Raw genomic sequence first — 20,370 nt, forward strand, 5'->3', positions numbered from 1 at the left:
TCGGTTCGCCTCTCGTGGCAGCAGAGACAGGCGGGGCGGGAGTTACGGCGTTGCCGGGCGTTGCGGTGCTGCGCGGCTGTGCGGGGGACGAGCGACCGCGCAGGCGTCGACGGCTGCGCGGTGCAGGGCTGGCTCAGAGCGCGGGGCAGGGCACGTCCGAGGGGGCCGGGGCACTCCGGCGGCGTCGGACGGTGCGTACCTGTTCTCGCGAGTCTATACGAACGGATGCACGGCGTGACTCTTCTACTACTGTCCGTGCAGGGCCGCAAGGGAGAAATCGGGCACACCGTGTGCCGGGCACCGTATTGGCACATGCCGTTTTCGCGCGTTCTGTCGGGTAGTCGATCACCCCTTCGGGGCATGCTCCCTCTACGCCCGACCGAGGGAGGGATGGCGCCCATGGGGGAGAAGGTGGCCGCCAGTAACGCAGATCTGGCGGACCGTCAACTCTACCGTCGGAAGCTGCGCCAGTGCGTCGACGCGCTTCGACTGCTGCTGGAGGAGGACCGCTTCGACAGACCACGGGCCATGATGGGCCTGGAGATCGAGATCAACCTGGCGGACGAGGACGGCCTGCCGACCATGCGGAACGAGTCGGTGCTGGAGTCGATCGCCAGCGGGGACTTCCAGACCGAGCTGGGGCAGTTCAACATCGAACTCAACAGCGCCCCGCACCGCCTGGGTGGCCGGGTCCTCGAGGAACTGCGGGAGGAACTGGTCGTCGGCCTCGCCTACGCCGACCGGCGTGCGGCCCGGGAGGGGGCCCGGATCGTCACCGTGGGCATCCTGCCGACGTTGACCACCGACCACGCCGTGCTCGACAACATCTCCGCGGGCGACCGCTTCCGGCTGCTCAACGACCGCATCCTCGCAGCTCGCGGCGAGGACATCACGCTGGACATCCAGGGTGTGGAGCGGCTGCGGGTCGACGCGGTCTCCATTGTCGCCGAGGCCGCCGCCACCTCGATGCAGCTGCATCTGCAGGTGACACCGCGCCGCTTCGCGGGGGTGTGGAACGCCGCCCAGGCGATCACCGGCGCACAGCTGGCGATGGGGGCGAACGCGCCGTTCCTGTTCGGCAGGGAGCTGTGGCGGGAGACGCGGCCGATTTTGTTCGAGCAAGCGTGCGACACCCGTCCGGCGGAACTGAAGTCGCAGGGCGTCCGGCCGATCACCTGGTTCGGCGAGCGCTGGATCGACTCGGTGGTCGACCTGTTCGAGGAGAACCTGCGCTACTTCCCGTCGCTGCTGCCGATCTGCGACGAGGAGGAACCTCTGAAGACCCTCGCCTCGGGCGGCATCCCCCGCCTGCGCGAACTGAGGTTGCACAACGGCACCGTCTACCGGTGGAACCGTCCCGTGTACGACGTCGCCGACGGTGTGCCGCACCTGCGGGTCGAGAACCGGGCCCTGCCCGCCGGGCCGACCGTCGTCGACACCCTGGCCAATGCCGCGTTCTACTACGGCCTGGTCCGGGCGCTCGCCGACCAGTCGCGACCCGTCTGGCAACGGCTCCCGTTCGAGCTCGCGACGGAGAACTTCCATACCGGCGCCCGCCTTGGCATCGACGCGGAGCTGTGGTGGCCGCGCGGCGGCCGACGCGGCGGCGGGCTCGTCCGGACGCCCGCCAGGGAGCTGGTGCGCAGCGAACTGCTGCCGCTGGCCGCCAAGGGCCTGGACGCCTGGGGCGTCGATCCGGTGGACCGCGACCGCTACCTCGGCATCATCGAGGGCCGCTGCCGCACCGGGATCAACGGCGCGGCCTGGCAGAGCTCGGTCTTCCACGACGGTCTCGAGCGCCAGGGGCTGGAGCGGGGACCGGCGCTGGCGGCGATGACCCGCCGCTACATGGAGCTGTCCCGGGGAGGTGAGCCGGTCCACACCTGGCCGCTGCGCTGAAGGCGCGGTGCGAACCCGTGGTGCGAACCTGCGCGAACCCGCAGTGCGAACCCGTGGCGCGGAAGGCGGTGCGAACCTGCGGTGCGGAAGGCCCGGAACACAAATCGCGCTGTGGGATGATCGGGCCGACCGCACTGTCGGACGCACGCCCGGAGCCGCACACGTGAGCACGACCGACACCGACACGCTGGACGCCCTGCCCTCGCCGGCGCCGTTCACTCGCCGCCTGCTGGGGCAGGAGCTGATCCTGGTCCTCGCGCTCTCGCTGGGCGCGAGTGGTGTCAGCGCGGTGATCAGCTTCCTCGGTTCGGTCACCGCGCCGGTCTCGCTCAAGTCGCAGCAGGCGACCCTGAACGGCACCATCACGCCCGGACGGCCCTGGCTGGACCTGAGTTGGCACCTTTTCGACATCGTCACCGCACTCGTTCCGGTGGCACTGGTGGCCTACCTGCTGCTCCGCGAGCGGTCCTCGATCCGGGCGCTGGGCTTCGACCTCACCCGCAAGTGGAGCGACCTCGGCAAGGGCGCGGTCGTCGCCGCCTGCATCGGCGGCTCCGGCCTGCTCCTCTACCTGGGCGCGCGGGCCTCCGGGGCGAACCTGACGGTGGTGCCGAGCACGCTGCCGGACGTGTGGTGGCGGATCCCGGTGCTGATCCTCTCCGCCGCGCAGAACGCCGTCGTCGAGGAGGTCATCGTCGTCGGCTACCTGCTGCGCCGCCTCGGCCAGCTCGGCTGGAGCTGGCCGGCGGCGGTCGCGGCGAGCGCGCTGCTGCGCGGGTCGTACCACCTCTACCAGGGCGTCGGCGGGTTCTTCGGCAACGTGGTGATGGGCGTGATCTTCTGTTACCTGTACCGCCGTTGGCGCCGGGTCACGCCGCTGGCGATCGCCCACACGCTGATCGACTCGGTCGCCTTCGTCGGCTACGTGCTCCTGGCCGGGCACGTCAGCTGGCTGCCGACCTGACCTCTCCTGCCCTCGCAGCCAGGGTTCCGTCCAGGACGGTGACCGCGCGGCCGGTCAGGAGCACCCGGTCGCCGTCGACGCGCACCCGCACGGTGCCGCCGCGCGGCGAGACCTGCCGGGCGGCGAACTCCGCGCGCCCCAGCCGCTCCGCAGCCGCCCAGAACGGGCCGAGCGCGGTGTGCGCGCTGCCCGTCACCGGGTCCTCGCCCACGTCGACACTCACCCCGAACCAGCGCGAGACCACCGCGTAGCCCGACGCCTCCGGGGCCTCGGCGGGCGCGGTGACGATCACGCCGCGCGGCACGTCCAGCGTCTCCAGTCGGGTGTGGTGCGGGTGCAGGTCCCGTACCTCGGCCTCGGTCGCCAGCTCGACCAGGAGGTCGCCGAGGGCGCCCGTGGTGTGCACGCCGAGCCATGACGCTCCGCCGAGCGCCTCCGTCAGCCCCTCCGGGGCGGTGCCCGGGGTGGTCGGGTTGGCAGGGAAGTCGAGCGTGATCGCGCCGTCGGCCGCCGTCTCGGCACGCAGCACCCCGCTCCGCATCGAGGCGAACGCGACCCGGCCACCCTCCGACAGCCGCCCGTCCTGGGCCAGCGCGTGCACGGTGGCGAGCGTGGCGTGCCCGCACAGGCCCACCTCCACGGCGGGCGTGAACCAGCGCAGCGCCCAGTCCGCGGCGCTCGCGTCCCTTTCGGCGCCCTCCAGCGGGCGGGCGAAGGCCGTCTCGGAGAGGTTCAACTCGGTGGCCACGCGCCGCATCCAGCGCTCGTCCGGCCACGGTCCCGGCGGCAGCAGGCAGACGGCGGCGGGGTTCCCCGCGAAGGGTTCGTCGGTGAAGGCGTCGATGATCCGGATCCTCATGATCGCAGGCTATGCCCCGCTGACGAGCGAGCGCGTGCCCGCTCCGCTCTCGTTCGAAAGGGATTGCCGAACGACAGTTACCGATATATCGTTGATGCATCGAGACAGTCGTAAGACTGTCGATCCACATCCATGCAAGGAGAACGATCATGCGATCCCGACACCCCTTTGATCCCCGTGCCCGTTCCGGCCGCCCCGCCTTCGGTGAGTTCGGCCCGCCCGGCTTCGGCGGCGGTCCCGGCCCGTTCGGTCCCGGTGGCCCCGGCGGCGGCCGTGGGCGCGGACGGCACGGCGGGCGTGCGCGTCGTGGCGACGTGCGCGCGTCGATCCTGGCGCTGCTCAAGGAGCGCCCCATGTACGGCTACGAGATGATCCGCGAGATCGCCGAGCGCTCCGGCGGGTCGTGGCGGCCGAGTCCCGGCTCGGTCTACCCGACGCTGCAGTTGCTCGACGAGGAAGGCCTGATCGCCACCGACGAGGAGGGCGGCAAGAAGCTGTTCCGCCTCACCGAGACGGGTCGCGGTGAGGCCGACCAGGGCCCCGAGGCGCCCTGGGAGGAGGCCGGTCGCGGCGAACACTGGGAGATCGTCCGCGAGTTCGCCAGCGCCGGCGGTGCGCTCAAGGACGCGCTGCGGCAGGTCGCCCTCACTGGCACCCCCGCCCAGCGCGCCAAGGCGCTCGCCGTGCTGGCCGACGCCCGCAAGCGGCTCTACCTGATCCTCGCGGACGCCGACAACGAACCCACCCCCGCGCCGTCGGACGGCGGCGGCACCGGTCCGGAGCGGCAAGGCTGACCAGCCGTGCCGAACTGTCGTCCCGTCAGACCGCGGTCGGCGGGCGGGAGAGCAGCCGGTCCACGTGTCCGCGACGCAGCCCCTGACCGGGCTCGACCGGCAGCAACAGAACGTCCGAGCGGTGCGCGTAGCGCCGGAGCAGGCGCGGCGGGATCAGGTCGTCCACCCAGGCGAACGGCCGTCCCGCCGCGTGCCGGACGATGGGCGCGAAGTCCCCGTCCGGGCTCCCCGCGCTCGATCCGCAGGCCACCCACGGCAGTTCGGGCAGGCCGAGCAGCGGCGCGATGCAGTGGTTGGCCCACGCCTCCCAGGTGCTCGCCCAGGCCAGGTCGTAGACCTCGGCCAACTCCCGCAGCCACACCGCGTGTGCGGGACTGAGCAGCACCTCGACCTCGCTGCGGAGCAGCAGATGGCGGCGGTACCCGCTGTCCGGGTGCGGACAGACCGGGTTGAGCACGCCGTCGATGTCAAGGTACAGCAGCGGCTTGGGAGTTGACGTAGCGCTCGCGCGAGGGCGGCGCTCCGCGTGGTCGGCGATCAGGACTCCGGCTCCAGGGGACAGATGGACGCGGGACAGGACCCGCTCAGTGTTCGACGGTTGCGGACACCCGGTGGTTGCAGCCCGATGGGGGCGTCCGTCAGGCGCACGCGCCGGGGTCAGCATGCACGCGCCGGTGGCGCACTACCCTCGCCCCGGGCGCATCGCCGCAGCTCGTACGGCGAACACGGACCCGAACGCAGGCGCTGACCTGCGCGCGACCATGGGAAGATCGTATCTGTGGGTTGACGAATGGTCACCCTGCGCAGCAGACTGCCGGGGTACCGCAGGACCGACCGGCGTGCACCTCTGCCGCCGCGCGGCCCCACCGGTCCGCGCGCCCGCGACCGTGTCCCTGTCCGGCTCTGCCTCTGTCCGGCTTTCCCTGTTCGTGTCCGGCTCTCCCCGTTCGACCGTGGGTGGATCCCTGTGCCAGTAGACCCTCGGCGGAGTGCGCCTTCCGCCGCGCACCGTGAGCAGCCGCAGCCGGTCGGGCCGCTCGCGGCGGTCGCTGCGCGGGCGCGCCGACGGGCGCTGCGCGCCGGGGACCCGGAGGTGGACACCGGCCACCTGCTGCACGCGCTGCTGGAGTCGGACGACTCGGTGCTCGGCGTGGCCGCGCCGATGCCGGTCCAGGCCACCCGGCTGATGGGTTACCTGGTCCAGCGCAGCATCGGCTTCGGGCGCCTCTGGCGCCTGGGTGAGGGCGCGGCCGACCGCGAGTCCGAGCGCTCGGCCGGACTCGCCTGGAGCGTGCCCGCCGCGGAGGCGCTGGATCGCGCGGTACGTCGCGCCTCCGGCACGGTGCTCGACCTCCTCGCCGAGGTGGCGGCACTCCCGGACTCACGCGCCGCCGAGATCCTGCGGGGCGCCGCGATCGACCCCGCCGCGGTGGTCCAGCGCTGCCGCACCCAGGCGGCCGCGGAGCGTACCGCCTGGTGACGACGCCGGCGCCGGAACCCGTGCGCAACCGGGGCGCAAGCCGCGCACAGCCCGCGCGCCGGACTCCGGCGCGCGGGCTGTGCGCGGCAATCAGGCCGACTGGCCGCCGTCGACGGGAGGCTCCGGTGCCTGGCCGTCGGCGCCCATCTGCTTCTTGGCCTGGTTCTGTGCCGTGTCGACCTGGCTCTGGTACTTGCCGCCGGTCTTCTGGTCGATCATGTCGCCGGCCTTGTCCACGCCCTTGGAGGCCTGGCTCTCGTGACCGTGCAGCAGGCCCTTGACCTTGTCGATAACGCTCATGGCGGATTTCTCCTCCCGGTGTGCGGTACGCACCACGTTCCTCCCGTGCCTCCGATGCCGCCACTCGGGTAGCGGCGCGCCCGACCGCGTCGCACGCTGGGGCCATGAGCGAAACCGAGCCTCCGGTGCAGGTCGGCCTCTTCGGGGACGACCACCAGTTCCGGTTGGTCTCCTTCCGTGGCGCGCACCACGTCCCGATGACGCGCCGCGAGTTCGAGGAGCGCATGGGGGAGGACTACCCCGGCGAGGACCCGTACTCCGCGGACCTCGTCGTCTGGCTGGACCACCCCGGGGAGTGGCCTGGCGAGTGACCGGTCGGAACAGCCGAGGCCGGAGGGCCGGCAGAGGTCAGCCGAGGCCGAGAGGTTATGAGGGCAGCGTCCACTGCTGGTTGGCCGCGCCGGTGCAGTCCCAGATCTGCAGCCGGGTGCCGTTGGCGGAGCTCGGGCCGGTGGCGTCCAGGCAGCGGCCGGACTGCGGGTTGAGCAGCGAGCCGTTCGCCTGGGGCTGCCACTGCTGTGAGCCGCTTCCGTTGCAGTCGTAGAGCTGGATCTGGGTACCGTTGGCCGTACCGCCGGAGGTGACGTCCATGCACTTGCCGAGCGCCTGGAGCGAGCCGTCGGCTGCCACCGTCCACTGCTGTGAGCCGGTTCCGTTGCAGTCGTAGAGCTGGACCGCGGTGCCGTTGGCGGTGTTGGCGCCGGCGACGTCGACGCACTTGCCGCCGTAGCCCGTGATCTGTCCGGTCGGGGTTGCCGGGGCGGTGCCGGACCAGGTGAACGTCGCGCTGGTCTGCGCGGGCAGGGTGTAGGTGAAGTGCTGGCCGCCCCAGTTGACCGTGAACGGCTCGGAGCCGCCGGTGGCGTTGTACGCGACCACCGCCTTGGAACCGTCGGGGTTGAGCCAGGCCACGTTCGGCACGGCGGTGCTGGCGGTCGAGTCGATCCGGTAGGCGCCCGGCTTGACGAACTTGGTCAGCTGGCCGAGGTCGTAGTACTCGATGTTGTAGTCCACCTGCCCGCTGCGCGCGTCCCCGTTGTGCACGGTGATCAGTCCGGTGCAGGTGCCGCAGCCGCCGTTGTGCGGGCCCATGTTCTGGTCCACCGCGAGCGACCACTTCACCACCGACTTACCCCAGTTGCGGGTGTAGTCGACGATGTTCTCCATGTCCTCCTGCTGCTGGTTCGCGATCCAGGTGCCGCCGGAGTGCTCGGTGTCGAAGGCGTCCACGTTCGGGTACTCGTTGTGGACGGTGGTCTGCTCGGTGGGATCCCCGCTGTAGCCGTGCCAGGCGATCCCGCCGAAGAGCGGGTCGTTGCGCACGGCGGCGTCGTTGACGGTCTGTGCGGCGTAGTTGTCGTAGTCGTCCCAGTTCCAGTCCAGCGCCAGGACCTTGGTGGTCAGCCCGGCGGCGTGGAAGGCCGGGAGCAGGTCGGTGCCGGTGAAGTAGTCCAGCCCGCTGGCGTTCCACTGCATCGAGGGGTAGCCGCTGCAGCACGTGGGCTCGTTCTGCGGGGAGACGTAGTCGATGTGCACGCCCTGGGCCTTGTAGGCCTGGATGTACTTGACGAAGTACTGCGCGTAGGCGGCGTAGTACTGGGACTGGAGCCAGCCCTGGCTGTAGGCGCCGCTGTCCTTCATCCACGGCGGCGCGGTCCACGGGGTGGCCATCACCTTCAGGTCCGGATTGAGCTGCTGAGCCTGCTTGGTGAGGGGCAGCACGTCCACCAGGTCGTGCGCGACGGAGAAGTTCGCGAGCGTCGGGTCGGTCTGGCCGCTCGGCATGTCGTCGTAGGTGTAGTTGTAGCGGGCCAGGTCCGAGGCGCCCATGGGGTTGCGCAGGAAGTCCAGGCCGATGCCGTTGACGGGATCGAAGAGGTTGGTCATCACCGCGTTGCGGGTGGCGGTGCTGAGTGCGCCGCTGCTGTTCATCAGCCAGGCGGCGGTGTCGGTGAACGAGGCCCCGGCACCGGTGAACTGCTGGTAGCGGGTGTTCTCGTCGACGTCGACCGTCGCTGCGGAACTTCCGGTGCCGGACGAGAACGTGATCGGGCTCTGCTGCTGCAGGCCCTGGGTGACGGTCCGTCCGGCGGAGTCGGAGGTGGTGGTCAGCCAGATGTTCACCGTCGGCCCGGCCGCGTGGGCGCTGGGGGTGCCGAGCAGGAGTCCGGAGGCCACGAGCACTCCGGCAACGAGGGCAGGCAGCCTTTTCGACCGCATGGGCGTAGTCCTTCGCGTGGGGGCGGATGGGACTGGGGCGTGCCGTGATTGAACTCTTGAAGTCATGGCATCGTCAAGAGTGGTGACCGGTCGCTGTGGAACTGATGACGACCTGCGCCGCCAGCTTGGGATGACGCCCAAGGCGAGGCGATGATTCCGATTGTGCAGATCTCGGCGGATGCCCTCTTGGGGTCATTTGTTGAATGCTCAGGTCAGATATGACGGACCTGCATATTTCGAACCTGGCGTGATCCTCCGCCGGCGACGCTCGCTCTCCGACTCTCTTGACGCCCCAACGCCGCTCTAGTTGACTCCGACCGCTCGGCCGCGCTGCCCCCACATCCCGGCCACACCCCCACGGAGTCGTCATGCGCCTTCGCCATGCCTGCACACCGGCCGCCGCCCTACTGACCGCCGCCTCTGCCCTGCTGTTCGCCGCGCCGGCGGCCCACGCAGCAGCCAATCCGGGCCCCGGTTTCCCGGCCCAGTACGCCGCGCCCTACGTCGAGACCTGGAACTCGCCCGGCGCGATCGCGTCGGCGGAGTCCGCGACCGGCCTGAAGTACTACACCCTTGCGTTCGTCATCAGTGACGGCACCTGCAACGCCACCTTCAACGGGTCCACCGCGATCGACGACGCCGGGTGGACCGGCGCGATCAACACGCTGCGCGCCTCGGGCGGGGACGTCATCGTCTCCTTCGGCGGCGCCTCCGGCACCGAACTCGCCCAGGCCTGCGGCACGGTGGCGGATCTGCAGGCGCAGTACCAGCGGGTCATAGACACGCTCAACCTCACCCGGATCGACCTGGACGTCGAGGGGTCGGCTCTGGACGACACCGCCGCCAACGACCGCCGCAACCAGGCGTTGGCCAACCTGCAGACCTACTACGCCTCCCAGGGGCGCACGCTCTCGGTCGACTACACCCTGCCCGTCGACCCGACCGGCCTCGAGGCCAACTCCCTCAGCCTGCTCGACAACGCGGCAAGCCATGGACTGAACGTCAACCTGGTCAACATCATGACCATGGACTACGGGCCCAACGAGGAGATGGGACAGGCCGCCGTCAGCGCCGCACAGGGCCTGTACAGCCAGCTCGGCCAGATCTGGCCGAGCAAGACGTCGGCGCAACTGTGGGCCATGGAGGGCAACACGCCGATGATCGGCGTCAACGACTCCACCAACGAGGTCTTCACCACCGGCGACGCCGCAACGCTCGAGAGCTTCGCGCAGACCAACGGCGTCCAGGAGCTCTCCTACTGGGCCCTCGGTCGGGACCAGGCGTGCGCCAGCGACGGCACCCTCTCCGACACCTGCAGCGGCACAAGTCAGAACCCCTACCAGTTCGCCTCCACCTTCAACGCCCTCACCGGCAGCACCTCCGGCGGCGGTGGCGGGTCCACCGGACAGATCACGGGCTACGGCGGCCTGTGTCTGGACGACCGGTCGGCGTCGACGGCGAACTTCAACCCGGTCCAGGTCTACACGTGCAACGGCAGCGCCGCGCAGCAGTGGACGGTCGGCTCGGGCAACACCCTTCAGGTGCTGGGCAAGTGCCTGGACGTCAACAGCGGCGGAACCGCCAACGGCACCACGGTTGACCTCTACGACTGCAACGGCACCGGCGCCCAGGTCTGGGTCCCGCAGACCAACGGCTCCCTGCTGAACCCGCAGTCAGGCAGGTGCCTGGACGACACCAACTGGTCCACCACGCCCGGCACCCAGGCGCAGATCTGGGACTGCGGCGGCACCGCCAACCAGCAGTGGACGCTGCCGAGTTGACGATGCCGTGACTGACGTGTCACCCCGGCTCGGGCGTGGCGCGTCCGCCTACTGCTCGCGGATGCCCCACGGTGAGCCGTAGACGTTCAGCAGCTCGAGGAAGGGCTTGGGCGGGAAGGCCTCCGGGCCGAGTACGCCCTGGCCCTTCCACGCGCCGGTGGCCAGCAGCTCCAGCGCGACGACCGGGTTGATCGCCGTCTGCCAGACCACGGCCTGGGAGCCGTACTCGCGCATCGACCACTGGTTGTCGACGACGTGGTACAAGTAGACCTCGCGGGGCTGCCCGTCCTTGACGCCCTTGACCCAGGTGCCCGCGCAGGTCTTGCCGTGCATCCGCTCGCCCAGCGTCGCCGGGTCGGGCAGCGCGGCTGCGACCACGTCGCGCGGCGAGACCTGGACCGGGCCCAGCGAGGAGGGCACGGTGAGCGGCTCGGTGCTGTCCAGGCCGAGGGCGTGCAGGGTCTTGAGCTTGCCGATGAAGTCGTCGCCCAGGCCGTACTTGAAGGTGACCCGCTTGGCGTCGACCCAGCGCGGGACCAGCAGCACCTCCTCGTGCTCGACGTTGACGCACTCGACCGGGCCGATGCCCTCGGGGAAGTCGAAGACCTCCGGCTCGCTGAACGGGGCGGTGGTGAACCAGCCGCGGTCCGCCTCGTAGACGACGGGCGGGTTGAGGCACTCCTCGATCGTGGTCCAGATGCTGAACGACGGCGCGAAGTCGTAGCCCTCGACGGTCAGGTTGGCGCCGTCGCGGATGCCGATCTCCTCGATCTCGTCGAAGAGTTCGTCCGCCGCGTAGCGGGCGAAGACGTCCGACAGGCCCGGCTCGACGCCGATGCCGACGAGGGCCAGCAGGCCCGCCCTCTCGTACGCCTCGGCGCGGGCGAACTGGTCGTCGCCCAGCTTGACCCCGCACAGCTCGTGCGGGCGCTCGGGGTGCGGGTGGGACAGCGACATCGCCATGTCCAGGTAGTGCACGCCCGACGCCAGCGCCGCCTCGAAGAGCGGCAGCACGAAGCGCGGGTCGGTGGCGTTGAGCAGCACGTCGCAGCGCTCGGCGCGGAGCAGCGCCTCGACCGAGGGCCGGTCGGTCGCGTCCAGCCGGGCCGCGCTGAAGCGGACCGCCCGGTCCGCGCCGAGCGCGGCCACGGCCGCCTGGGCGCGGTCGAGGTCGTAGTCGGCGACGACCATGTGGGACAGAAAGGGGCGACGGGCAGCGATCTTGGTGATCGCCGAGCCGACACCGCCGGCGCCGACCAGCAGAACACGCATGGGGGACTCCTCGGAAGAGCGGGTTACGCGGCAGTTCAGGGTGGTTTGCAGTGATTGATCACGGTTGAGCGGCCGTGTCTCGATCCAACGCCGGTACGCACTGAACGTCAACCACGTTGGCATAAGGGGTTAGCCTTGCCGACATGGCAAAACCAGTGGTCCCGGACGAGGCGCGACGGCGGCGTCGTCCGACCAAGCAGGGCACGGTCCTCACCCACGAGCTGATCGTGGAGACCGCGTTGCGGATGCTGCGCGAGCACGGCGTGCAGGGGCTGACCGCGCGCCGTCTCGGCCTGGCCCTCGGCGCCGACGCCAGCACGGTCTACCGGTACTTCCGCGGCATGGACGAGCTGACCCGGGCCATCGCCGACGAGCTGATGCACCGGGCGATGGCCGGCTGGGCCCCCACCGGCGACTGGCGGACCGACCTGCGCGCCCTGGGCCTGCGCATCCACGCCGCCTACCTGGCCCACCCGCAGGCCGCAGTGCTGGCCGCCAGCCGGGTCAGCGGGCGTGAGCACGAGATCGCGGCCGACGAGGCCGTCCTCGGCCTGCTGCGCGGCGCGGGTTTCGCCGATCCGGCGGCGGTGCGGATCTATCACGTGTTCATCGACCAGAGCCTGGCCTTCGCCGCACTCGACGCCGCGTCCCTGGCCCTGCCCGAGGAGGCGCGCCGCGCCGACGAGGCGGTCTGGCAGGCCACCTACGCCCGCCTGCCGCAGGACACCCACCCGCACATTGCCGCGACCGCGCGCCTGTTGGCGCAGCGGATGAACGCCAGCGCCTACCCGGCGGCGCAGGACCTGCTCTTGGCCGCAGCCGCGGCAGAGCTGGAGACGCCCCGGTAGTCGGGACCGTCGAACGGCGCAGCCCGAGGTGCGGGGGATCCGGCGCGGAGTGATCATGGGCGCACGGAGCGCGACTGCAGCCGGAAGGGAAGCCACCATGGCGACGCACGAAGCGACCGCGCCGAAGACCCCACGCCTCCCGGTACGCCTCCCCGGGCGTGGCCCCGCCCTGCTGCCCGCCTCCGGCGCGGAGCGGGAGCAGCGGATCGCGTCGGGGGTGCTGGTCGGCGTGCTGCTCCTCGCCGCCCTCGCGACCACGGTCGCCGGACTGCACGTCTCCCGCGCCCACGGGATCGGCCTGCTGCCACATGTCCTGGCCGGGGCCGTCGGGCTGGCACTGCCGCTGTTCGCGGTGCACCTCACGGGCGGCTCGGAGCTGCTGCCCGCGGTGTCGGCCCTGCCGGAACGTCTGCGCGACCGGCTCGCCGTCGCGGCGGGGCTGATGGCCGTCGGCATCGCGCTCGTGGACGCAGGGATGCTGCTCTGGTTCGCGCTGGACCGGTTCAACTCGGCGGCGGGAGCCTGAGCGGCGAGCTGAGGTGCAGCGGAGCGGAGCCGAAGCGGAGCGCGAGAAGGTAGAGGTGAGCGGCGAGCTGAGGTGCAGCGGAGCGGAGCCGAAGCGGAGCGCGAGAAGGTCGAGGTGAGCGGCATGAGTGGCCCGCCGGGAGTCGACGTGATGGTCTGTGAGGGGTGCGGCGAGGTGACCCCGTGGACCCCGTACGGGCGCTGCTCCTGGGAGTGCTACAACCTGCCGCGGGCGACGCCCGAGGAGCAGCAGGCCGCGCTGGAGGCGGCCCCTCGCGCGCAGGCCTACTTCCAGGCCCTCCAGGCGGCGGCGGAGGCCCGTGCCCGTAACGAGCGGCCTGACCAGCCGTGAGTCCTCACGTCCGGGACAGGCCCTAGTTCGGCGACCAGCGGACCTCGAGGACGCTGTGAGCGGGGAAGGACCGCATCTCGCCCGCGTTCTCGGTCGACTCGACGTGGACCCACGGCCCGTCGAACCGGATCTGGCCCGTGACGTACTCGCGTTCCTCGGTGACGCCGCGGCGCTTCAGGGCGGCTTCCGCCCGAACGGTCACGCGTCCACGACCGGTGAGGTTGTTCATGGATCCAGGCTGCGGTGCGGCCCGGCCGCCCGCGACCGGAGCGCGTCCGGGCGATGCCGCGCGGACGCGCTCACGGCGCGCGTACTCAACTCACGCGGTGGGCGTGACCGGCGTGGCCGGGGTGGTCAGCTTGGCCACGGCCGCCGACAGTGCCGCGACCTGCTTGGTCAGCTCCGACACCTGGGTCGTCAGCCCCGACAGCTGCCCGGAGAGCTCGTCGTAGTGGTGGTCACCGAAGGTGAAGAACGCGTTGACCGGCGTGTTCACCGGGTGGCCCGCGGCGTCCTTGCGGAACTGGTTCGGGATGGTGGTCGACAGCAGCGTCTTGGCGACCAGCTGCGCGTCGGCTTCGGAGAGGGGCACGTCGGGCTCCTGAGGGTCGATACCGGGCCAGTAGTCGGCCACGGATGAGATGTCGTATCCGCCGAGGTCGTTGTACTGCTTGGCCACCGCCCCGCCCGGGATCGCCGGGTCTCCGTCGTACTGGGCGATCCAATAGTGCGGTTCGGCCACGCCCTGGCCCTGGAACGCGGAGCGGACCGAGGGCCAGGTGGACGAGTTGCAGTACACGGACGGATCCACGCCCGCCGCCCGGCGGCGCTGCACCCAGCCGGGCGCCTCCTGCGGGGCGGCGTCGTACTGCTCCACGTCCAGGACGTGGCCGCCGTCGTTCTGCGAGGAGACCACGATCTCCACGATCACGGCGTGCGGGAAGCGGGCCCGCAGCTGGGGCACGTTGGCGTAGCTGCCGTCCAGGTAACCCGCATACAGCGGTGCCCCGGCCGGAAGTGACGCCACGTCGACACTGTCGTACATCGTCCTGGTCACCGGAACAGTCTCCCGGCGAACCGTCAGGTCACAAAGCCGGGCAGGTCAGGGCAGGTCAGCCCATCTCCTCCAGCGCCTTGCCCTTGGTCTCGCGGATGAAGAAGTAGACGAAGGGGATGGAAAGCACCGCGAAGCAGGCGTAGATGACGTACGTCGCCGAGAGGTTCCAGTCCGCCATGGTCGGGAAGCTCACGGTGATGGCCCAGTTGGCGAGCCACTGCGCCGAGGCGGCGACCGAGAGGGCCAGCGCGCGGATCTTGTTCGGGAACATCTCGCCGAGCAGGACCCAGACCACCACGCCCCAGGAGAAGGCGAAGCAGAACACGTAGAGGTGCGCCGCGACCAGGGCCACCGTCGCCTGGGTGTTGGCGAGATGGGCGCTGGTGCCGGTGCCGACGCGGTAGGAGAAGGCCCAGGCGGCCATGCCCAGGGTGACCGCCATGCCGGCCGAACCGGCCAGGGCCAGCGGGCGGCGGCCGATGCGGTCGACAAGGACCACGGCGACGACCGTGCCGACGATGTTGACCAGCGAGGTCGAGACGCTGATCAGCAGCGAGTTGCTGGCGTTGATGCCCACCGACTGCCACAGCAGCGACGAGTAGTAGAAGATCACGTTGATGCCGACGAACTGCTGGAACACCGACGCGCCGATGCCGATCCAGACGATGGCCTGCAGCCCGAAGCGTCCGCCCAGCAGATCTTTCAGGCGCGGTTTGTGCTCGGTCGCCATGACGTGCTGGATCTCGGCGATCCGGGCGTCGACGTCGGTGCCGGGCGCCTCGACGTCGGCCAGGACGCTGCGGGCACGGTCGAGGTCGTTGTTGGAGATCAGGTAGCGCGGCGACTCCGGGATGGCCAGCGACATCAGGCCGTAGATCAGCGCGGGGATGGTCTCCGCGCCCAGCATCCACTGCCACGCCTGGATGCCCCCGAGGTGGTCGTTCGGGTTGCCGCCCGCCGCCTGGTTGAGCGCGTAGTTGATCAGCTGGGAGATGAAGATGCCCAGCACGATCGCGGCCTGCTGGAACGAGGCCAGCCGCCCGCGGACCGCCGGCGGCGCGACCTCCGCGATGTAGGCGGGGGCGACCACCGAGGCGATGCCGATGGCGATACCGCCGATCACGCGCCAGACGCCCAGCATCACGATGTTGGGCGGGAACATGGTCCCCAGACCGCTGGCTGCGAAGAGCAGCGCAGCCAGCTGCATGACCTTGATCCGGCCGTAGTGGTCCGCCAGCCAGCCGGCACTCACCGCGCCCACGGCCGAGCCGAGCAGCGCGGCGGAGACCACCAGCGAGGTCTCGCCGTTGCCCACGTGGAAGTGGTGTTGGATGCCGGTGACCGCGCCGTTGATCACGGCGCTGTCGTAGCCGAACAGGAAGCCGCCCATCGCCGCCGCGGCGGCGATGAAGACGACGTGCCCGAGGTGGCCTTCGGCGGAGGTGGTGGACGATCGGCTGCTGGACAGTGTGGCTCCCGGAGCTGCTCGGATGTGACGGTCCGTCGGGGCAGCCTAGGAACCGGCATCTACCGGGCCGTGCAGGCGCGGCCGGTGCACGGGCCGTCCGACGCCCGGGATCATCCGGATGGAGCAACGTTTCTGCTTGCCCGGCGGTGTGCGCCTACCCGCGTCGCAGGCGCTCCGCGACGACGCCGTCGAGCGGGCGGGCGCGCCGGGTCAGCCCGGTGCGGACGCGGGCGGCGAGGGCGTCGTCCTTGTGGTCGTCGTACTTGGCCTTGGCCCGCACCTCGTCGACGCGCAGACGCAGGAACCTGATCGCCGAGAGCATCTTCCCGAACGGGGCCTGGCCGGGGACGATCGGCTCGTGCGCGACGTCCGGCTGGAAGCGTGCGTACTGACGGTCCATCAGCGCCGCCTTCGCGGCCGGATCGTCGACGACACTCGCCGTGCAGATCAGGTGGACCGAGGCGTAGTAGCTGGTCGGGACGCCGTGCTCGGGCGCGGTGTCCTCCGCGGCGCGCCAGGTGCCGGGGATGAACGCGTAGTCGTCGGTGACGGCGAGGGTGACCCGGGGGCTCGCCTCGACCGCGGCCCAGAAGGAGTTCGGGCGGGCCAGGTGGAGCACGACTTCGTCGCTGCCGTCCGGACCGGCCCCTTCGTCGAAGAGGAAGTGGGTCGGGACCAGGATCGGCGGCTCGCCGTCCGGTCCGTTGGCCGCCAGCGTGCCGAAGTCGCGCCCAGCGAGCCAGGGGCGCCAGGTCTTCTCGTCGGCGAGGTCCCAGGGATGGATGAGCATGACGGTGACCCCCAGAGGTCGTGCTGTGCCGGCGTGCCGGGTTGCGGGCGCTATTGAACTAGTGCATAGTCTTCTTTGTGCTAGGAGATTATCGGATCGTCGGGCGTCGTGCCACTGAGATCGCCGCTGAGATCGAGTCGCTGGTGTCCGCAGGGGCGCTGGAGCCGGGCGCCGCGCTGCCGCCGCTGCGTGATCTCGCCGGCGAACTGGGCGTCAACCCCAACACGGTCGCCGCCGCCTACCGGTTGCTGCGCGACCGGGGCGTGATCGAGACGGCGGGGCGGCGTGGTAGTCGCGTCCTGCCGCGTCCCGTGCTGGCCCCGCGCGACTACGGGACGCTGGAGGTCCCGGCGGGCGTCCGGGACCTCGCCGACGGCAACCCCGACGCCCGGCTGCTGCCCGACCCCGCCGCGGCGCTCGCCGCCGCCGGTCACGGCACGGACCCGGCGGCCGGACGGTACGGCGGCCCCGAGTTCGACCCGCTGCTGCTGGAGCTGACCCGCCGTTCCTTCGCGGACGACGGCCTTCCGGTGGACGCGCTCGGCGTCTTCTCCGGCTCGCTCGACGCGCAGGAGCGGCTCTTCCAGGCGTGGCTGCGGCCTGGCGACGCGGTCGCGGTCGAGGACCCGGGGTGGGGGAGCCTCTTCGACCTGCTGCCCGCGCTCGGTCTGCGTCCGGTCCCGATGCCCGTCGACGACGACGGACCGACCGTCGCAGGCCTGCGCGCGGCGCTCGACGCGGGCGTCCGCGCCGTCGTCCTCACCGCGCGCGCCCAGAACCCGACCGGCGCCGCCCTCGGCGCTCACCGCGCCGCCGAGCTGCGTCCGCTGCTGGCCGGGCACCCTGACGTGCTGCTGGTCGAGGACGACCACGGCCACGGCATCGTCGACGGCGACTACCGCACGCTGGCGATCGGTGCGCGGGGGCTGGACGACGTCGGGGCGGCGGACGGCGGGACGGCGGACAACGTCGGGACGGCGGAGAGCGGGACACCCACGGTCCGGCACTGGGCCGTGGTCCGCTCGGCGGCCAAGTCCCTGGGCCCCGACCTGCGCGTCGCCGTGCTCACCGGCGACCCGGACACGGTCGCCCGGATCCGCGGGCGGCAGCGACTCGGCGCGGGCTGGGTCAGCCACCTGCTCCAGCGCACCGCCGCCGCGCTCTGGCAGTCCTACGACCCGGCCTCCGGCGTCGCGTCCTACCGGCGTCGGCGCGACGCGCTGCTCGCCGCGCTGGCCGAGCGCGGCGTCACGGCACACGGACGCAGCGGGCTGTGCGTCTGGGTGCCGGTCCCCGACGAGACCGCGGCCGTCGCCGGGCTGCTGCAGCGCGGCTGGGCGGTGGCCCCGGGCGCGCGCTTCCGCCTCGACACCCCGCCCGGGGTCCGGATCACCGTCTCCACGCTCGACGTCGCCGACTGCTCGCGCCTCGCCGACGACGTCGCCCACGTCCTGCACCGCCGCCCCCACCTGACGCGCGGGGTGTAGCTGTCGAGGTGGATCAGGCGGGCGGCAGCATGCCGCGGCTGCGGGCCTGCTGGAGCCAGCCGGGGTACTCGCTCATCATCAGCTCGAACAGCTGCTCGTCGCCGACGTTCTGCGGGTCCTCGACGGCGAAGAAGTTGGCGTTGTCGAGGAAGCGGTCGGGCAGGTCGTCCAGCTCCTCCAGGAACCGGAAGGTGCCGGTGCCCCAGTTGTCGACCCGTGGCTGGCGCGAGCGCTTGCCGAAGAGCCCGTGCGAGGGCTGCGGCGCGATCTGGTGCTGCGTGGGCGCGTCCACCGAGCGGGAGGACCGGCCGATGCCCATGAACTGCCAGAACAGCGGCTCGTAGCTGGACGCGGTCACCTGGGCACGGGTCTGCTGCTCGCTGGTGGTGTGACCATCCGTCAGGAACATCACGTAGACCGGCTGTTGGTCGGCGAGCGGCGCGTTGCGCAGGTCCGAGCTGCCGAAGTACTGCTCGCGGATCAGCCGGATCGCGCCCGCGTAGTCCGTGCCGCCCTCCAGCGGGTACTGGTTCAGCATCCGCTGGACCCATCCCTGGTAGGACCCGACGCTGACGGTGCCCGCCACATGGCCGCGCGAGCCGAAGAGGAAGACGTCGATCTCGCTGTTGTCGTCGAAGCGCATCCCCAGCGCGAGCACGCGCTCGACCAGCGCCTGCACCTTGCCGGTGCGGTAGAGCTTGTGCATCGAACCGGAGATGTCCAGGCAGAGCGCGACGCGGGCGGTGTGCTCGCCCAGACCGCGCTTCTCCAGGCTGACGGCAGCCTTCTTGGTGAGGTCGAGCAGTTGGTGGTCGCCCTGGTCGGCCAGGGACTTCTCCAGGGAGATGAGCTTCTGCTTCTTCAGGCTGACGGCGCTGCTGCCCGGCCCGCCACCCGGATCACCCGGACCGGCCGCGGCACCCGGTCCGCTCTGGCCGCCCTGTGCGCCCTGTCCGCCCGACCCGCCGAAGCCGGGCTGGTACGGCTGCTGCTGGTACTGCGGTTGTTGGAACTGCTGTTGCTGGTAAGGGTCCTGAGGGTAGGGCTGGGGGAAGCCCTGCGGGGGCTGCTGCTGCGGGCCCGGGTCGGCCGGGCCGTAGCCGGCCTGCACGGGTGCGCCGCCGAAGGCGGCAGGCCCGTTGGGGTCGGCGGGAGTCGGGTACACGGCGAAGCCGGGCATGTTGCCCTGCATCGGTCCCTGTCCCGACACCGGTCCTTGCCCTTGCGGGGGGAGGGGTGCGTTCGGAGCCCCGGCGCCGAAGACCGACGGTGCGGGCGGAGCCTGTTCGAGCGGCGGCAGGTTCTGCAGTCCTGGCTCGACGTGTCCGCCTCCGCCGAAGATCGCGGGCGCGGGCGGAGCGGTGCCGGGCGTGCCCAGGTTCGGGTCGGACGGCGCGGGCGGCGAGGGCGGAGCGGCGGGCGCGGGGTACGGCTGGGGCGGCGGCGAAGCGACCGGCGGCGGGCCGAAGCCCTCCGGGGCGGCGGGCGCGTGCTGCGCGGCTGCCGGAGCAACTGCCGGAGCGGGGGCGGGCGCTGGGGCCGGGGCCGGCGGCGTGGGGGCGGGAGCCGCTGCGGCAGCCGGAGCCGCCGCAGCGGGCAGGCGCGGGTCCACCCCGTGCGGGTGCGCGGCGGCAGCGGGGGTCGGGGGCGAGGCGGGTGGCGACGCCGGTGCCGGTGCCGGTGCAGCCGCCGCGTCCTCGTCGACCGAGATGCCGTAGTCCGTCGCCAGCCCGGCCAGGCCGGTGTCGTAACCCTGGCCCACCGCCCGGAACTTCCAAGCGCCGGCGCGCCGGTAGAACTCGCCGAAGACGAACGCGGTCTCCGTCGTCGCGGAGGCGATGTCGAAGCGCAGGGCCTCGCTCCCGTCCGGGCCGAGGACGCGCAGCGTCAGGCCCGGGACCCGCCCGAAGGTGCCGCCGTCGGCGGAGGCGGCGACCACGATCCGGTCGATGCCCGGCTCGACCGAGCCGAGGGCGACGCGAACCCCGTCGCCCGCGTGCCGGACCGCGCCCGAGGGGTGGTTCGGCTGGTTGTAGAAGACGAAGTCCTCGTCCGAGCGGACCTTGCCGGACGAGTCCAGCAGCAGAGCGGAGACGTCGACGTCCGGGACGCCCGCGCCCTTGCTCCAGCTGACCTCCGCCGATAGCTCTGTGGTGGGGATCGGGGCGTTCGCGCCCTTGCTCATCGCCGTCATGCGCTCATCCTGCCCGTTGTGGTGTGGACAGCAAGGGCTTTGCCGAAGTGCCGTCGCGGGCCGAAGCGGTCTTGTGACCC

20 protein-coding genes are annotated in these 20,370 nt (G+C 71.5%); 10 read left to right on the plus strand and 10 right to left on the minus strand.

Annotation, left to right across the window (positions count from 1 at the left end):
• Positions 1 to 399: 399 nt before the first annotated feature.
• Together ABH940_RS29835 and ABH940_RS29840 are read left to right on the plus strand one after the other, a co-directional pair.
• On the plus strand, positions 400 to 1,899 hold the full coding sequence (locus ABH940_RS29835) for a glutamate--cysteine ligase (RefSeq protein WP_370071771.1): 1,500 nt from the start codon (positions 400 to 402) through the stop codon (positions 1,897 to 1,899).
• A gap of 163 nt (positions 1,900 to 2,062) precedes the next feature.
• Positions 2,063 to 2,863 carry a CPBP family intramembrane glutamic endopeptidase gene (locus tag ABH940_RS29840; protein ID WP_370071772.1) on the plus strand — a complete coding sequence of 267 codons (801 nt, stop codon included), beginning with the start codon at positions 2,063 to 2,065 and terminating at the stop codon, positions 2,861 to 2,863.
• On the opposite strand, the gene ABH940_RS29845 is transcribed toward ABH940_RS29840, so the two are convergent.
• On the minus strand, positions 2,844 to 3,722 hold the full coding sequence (locus tag ABH940_RS29845) for a PhzF family phenazine biosynthesis protein (RefSeq protein ID WP_370106682.1): 879 nt from the start codon (positions 3,720 to 3,722) through the stop codon (positions 2,844 to 2,846). The genes ABH940_RS29840 and ABH940_RS29845 overlap by 20 nt on opposite strands.
• A gap of 149 nt (positions 3,723 to 3,871) precedes the next feature.
• Here ABH940_RS29845 and ABH940_RS29850 point away from each other — a divergent pair, with 149 nt between their 5' ends.
• Complete coding sequence (locus ABH940_RS29850) at positions 3,872 to 4,516, plus strand: PadR family transcriptional regulator (RefSeq protein WP_370071774.1); 645 nt, start codon at positions 3,872 to 3,874, stop codon at positions 4,514 to 4,516.
• 25 nt (positions 4,517 to 4,541) lie between these two features.
• Here the strand turns inward: ABH940_RS29850 and ABH940_RS29855 are convergent, their stop codons facing one another.
• Positions 4,542 to 5,057, minus strand: a complete 516-nt coding sequence (locus ABH940_RS29855; protein ID WP_370071840.1) for an HAD domain-containing protein — start codon at positions 5,055 to 5,057, stop codon at positions 4,542 to 4,544.
• A 426-nt stretch (positions 5,058 to 5,483) separates the two neighbouring features.
• Between ABH940_RS29855 and ABH940_RS29860 the strand changes: the two genes are divergently transcribed.
• Positions 5,484 to 5,996, plus strand: a complete 513-nt coding sequence (locus ABH940_RS29860; protein WP_370071775.1) for a Clp protease N-terminal domain-containing protein — start codon at positions 5,484 to 5,486, stop codon at positions 5,994 to 5,996.
• Between the two features lie 90 nt (positions 5,997 to 6,086).
• On the opposite strand, the gene ABH940_RS29865 is transcribed toward ABH940_RS29860, so the two are convergent.
• On the minus strand, positions 6,087 to 6,296 hold the full coding sequence (locus ABH940_RS29865) for an antitoxin (protein ID WP_370071776.1): 210 nt from the start codon (positions 6,294 to 6,296) through the stop codon (positions 6,087 to 6,089).
• Between the two features lie 104 nt (positions 6,297 to 6,400).
• Here ABH940_RS29865 and ABH940_RS29870 point away from each other — a divergent pair, with 104 nt between their 5' ends.
• Positions 6,401 to 6,607, plus strand: coding sequence for a hypothetical protein (locus tag ABH940_RS29870; RefSeq protein ID WP_370071777.1), 207 nt, complete (start codon positions 6,401 to 6,403; stop codon positions 6,605 to 6,607).
• Positions 6,608 to 6,662: 55 nt separating this feature from the next.
• Here ABH940_RS29870 and ABH940_RS29875 read toward each other — a convergent pair whose 3' ends face one another.
• On the minus strand, positions 6,663 to 8,516 hold the full coding sequence (locus ABH940_RS29875; protein ID WP_370071778.1) for a ricin-type beta-trefoil lectin domain protein: 1,854 nt from the start codon (positions 8,514 to 8,516) through the stop codon (positions 6,663 to 6,665).
• 368 nt (positions 8,517 to 8,884) lie between these two features.
• Here ABH940_RS29875 and ABH940_RS29880 point away from each other — a divergent pair, with 368 nt between their 5' ends.
• Positions 8,885 to 10,297, plus strand: a complete 1,413-nt coding sequence (locus ABH940_RS29880) for a ricin-type beta-trefoil lectin domain protein (protein WP_370071779.1) — start codon at positions 8,885 to 8,887, stop codon at positions 10,295 to 10,297.
• Between the two features lie 48 nt (positions 10,298 to 10,345).
• On the opposite strand, the gene ABH940_RS29885 is transcribed toward ABH940_RS29880, so the two are convergent.
• The gene (locus ABH940_RS29885; RefSeq protein WP_370071780.1) at positions 10,346 to 11,569 is read right to left on the minus strand and encodes a saccharopine dehydrogenase family protein; all 1,224 of its coding nucleotides are present in this window, start codon (positions 11,567 to 11,569) and stop codon (positions 10,346 to 10,348) included.
• 143 nt (positions 11,570 to 11,712) lie between these two features.
• Here ABH940_RS29885 and ABH940_RS29890 point away from each other — a divergent pair, with 143 nt between their 5' ends.
• The 3 genes from ABH940_RS29890 (at position 11,713) to ABH940_RS29900 (ending at position 13,294) form a co-directional block, all read left to right on the plus strand.
• Positions 11,713 to 12,417 carry a TetR/AcrR family transcriptional regulator gene (locus ABH940_RS29890; protein WP_370106683.1) on the plus strand — a complete coding sequence of 235 codons (705 nt, stop codon included), beginning with the start codon at positions 11,713 to 11,715 and terminating at the stop codon, positions 12,415 to 12,417.
• Positions 12,418 to 12,514: 97 nt separating this feature from the next.
• Positions 12,515 to 12,943, plus strand: a complete 429-nt coding sequence (locus tag ABH940_RS29895; protein ID WP_370071782.1) for a hypothetical protein — start codon at positions 12,515 to 12,517, stop codon at positions 12,941 to 12,943.
• A gap of 123 nt (positions 12,944 to 13,066) precedes the next feature.
• The gene (locus ABH940_RS29900) at positions 13,067 to 13,294 is read left to right on the plus strand and encodes a hypothetical protein (protein ID WP_370071783.1); all 228 of its coding nucleotides are present in this window, start codon (positions 13,067 to 13,069) and stop codon (positions 13,292 to 13,294) included.
• 22 nt (positions 13,295 to 13,316) lie between these two features.
• Here the strand turns inward: ABH940_RS29900 and ABH940_RS29905 are convergent, their stop codons facing one another.
• The 4 genes from ABH940_RS29905 to ABH940_RS29920 all read right to left on the minus strand — a co-directional run bounded on the left by ABH940_RS29905 (position 13,317) and on the right by ABH940_RS29920 (position 16,609).
• Positions 13,317 to 13,523, minus strand: a complete 207-nt coding sequence (locus tag ABH940_RS29905; protein ID WP_370071784.1) for a hypothetical protein — start codon at positions 13,521 to 13,523, stop codon at positions 13,317 to 13,319.
• Positions 13,524 to 13,613: 90 nt separating this feature from the next.
• Positions 13,614 to 14,351 carry a hypothetical protein gene (locus tag ABH940_RS29910; protein WP_370071785.1) on the minus strand — a complete coding sequence of 246 codons (738 nt, stop codon included), beginning with the start codon at positions 14,349 to 14,351 and terminating at the stop codon, positions 13,614 to 13,616.
• Positions 14,352 to 14,406: 55 nt separating this feature from the next.
• The gene (locus ABH940_RS29915; RefSeq protein WP_370071841.1) at positions 14,407 to 15,819 is read right to left on the minus strand and encodes a sugar porter family MFS transporter; all 1,413 of its coding nucleotides are present in this window, start codon (positions 15,817 to 15,819) and stop codon (positions 14,407 to 14,409) included.
• Positions 15,820 to 15,973: 154 nt separating this feature from the next.
• Complete coding sequence (locus ABH940_RS29920; protein WP_370071786.1) at positions 15,974 to 16,609, minus strand: FMN-binding negative transcriptional regulator; 636 nt, start codon at positions 16,607 to 16,609, stop codon at positions 15,974 to 15,976.
• 77 nt (positions 16,610 to 16,686) lie between these two features.
• On the opposite strand from ABH940_RS29920, the gene ABH940_RS29925 reads away from it, so the two are divergent.
• Positions 16,687 to 18,096 (plus strand): aminotransferase class I/II-fold pyridoxal phosphate-dependent enzyme, encoded by a 1,410-nt coding sequence (locus ABH940_RS29925; protein ID WP_370106684.1) that lies wholly within the window; start codon positions 16,687 to 16,689, stop codon positions 18,094 to 18,096.
• Between the two features lie 13 nt (positions 18,097 to 18,109).
• On the opposite strand, the gene ABH940_RS29930 is transcribed toward ABH940_RS29925, so the two are convergent.
• On the minus strand, positions 18,110 to 20,290 hold the full coding sequence (locus ABH940_RS29930; RefSeq protein WP_370106685.1) for a VWA domain-containing protein: 2,181 nt from the start codon (positions 20,288 to 20,290) through the stop codon (positions 18,110 to 18,112).
• Between the last annotated feature and the right edge of the window lie 80 nt (positions 20,291 to 20,370).

The sequence above is a fragment of the Streptacidiphilus sp. BW17 genome (genome assembly GCF_041262485.1).
In the GTDB taxonomy this organism is placed as follows: domain Bacteria; phylum Actinomycetota; class Actinomycetes; order Streptomycetales; family Streptomycetaceae; genus Streptacidiphilus.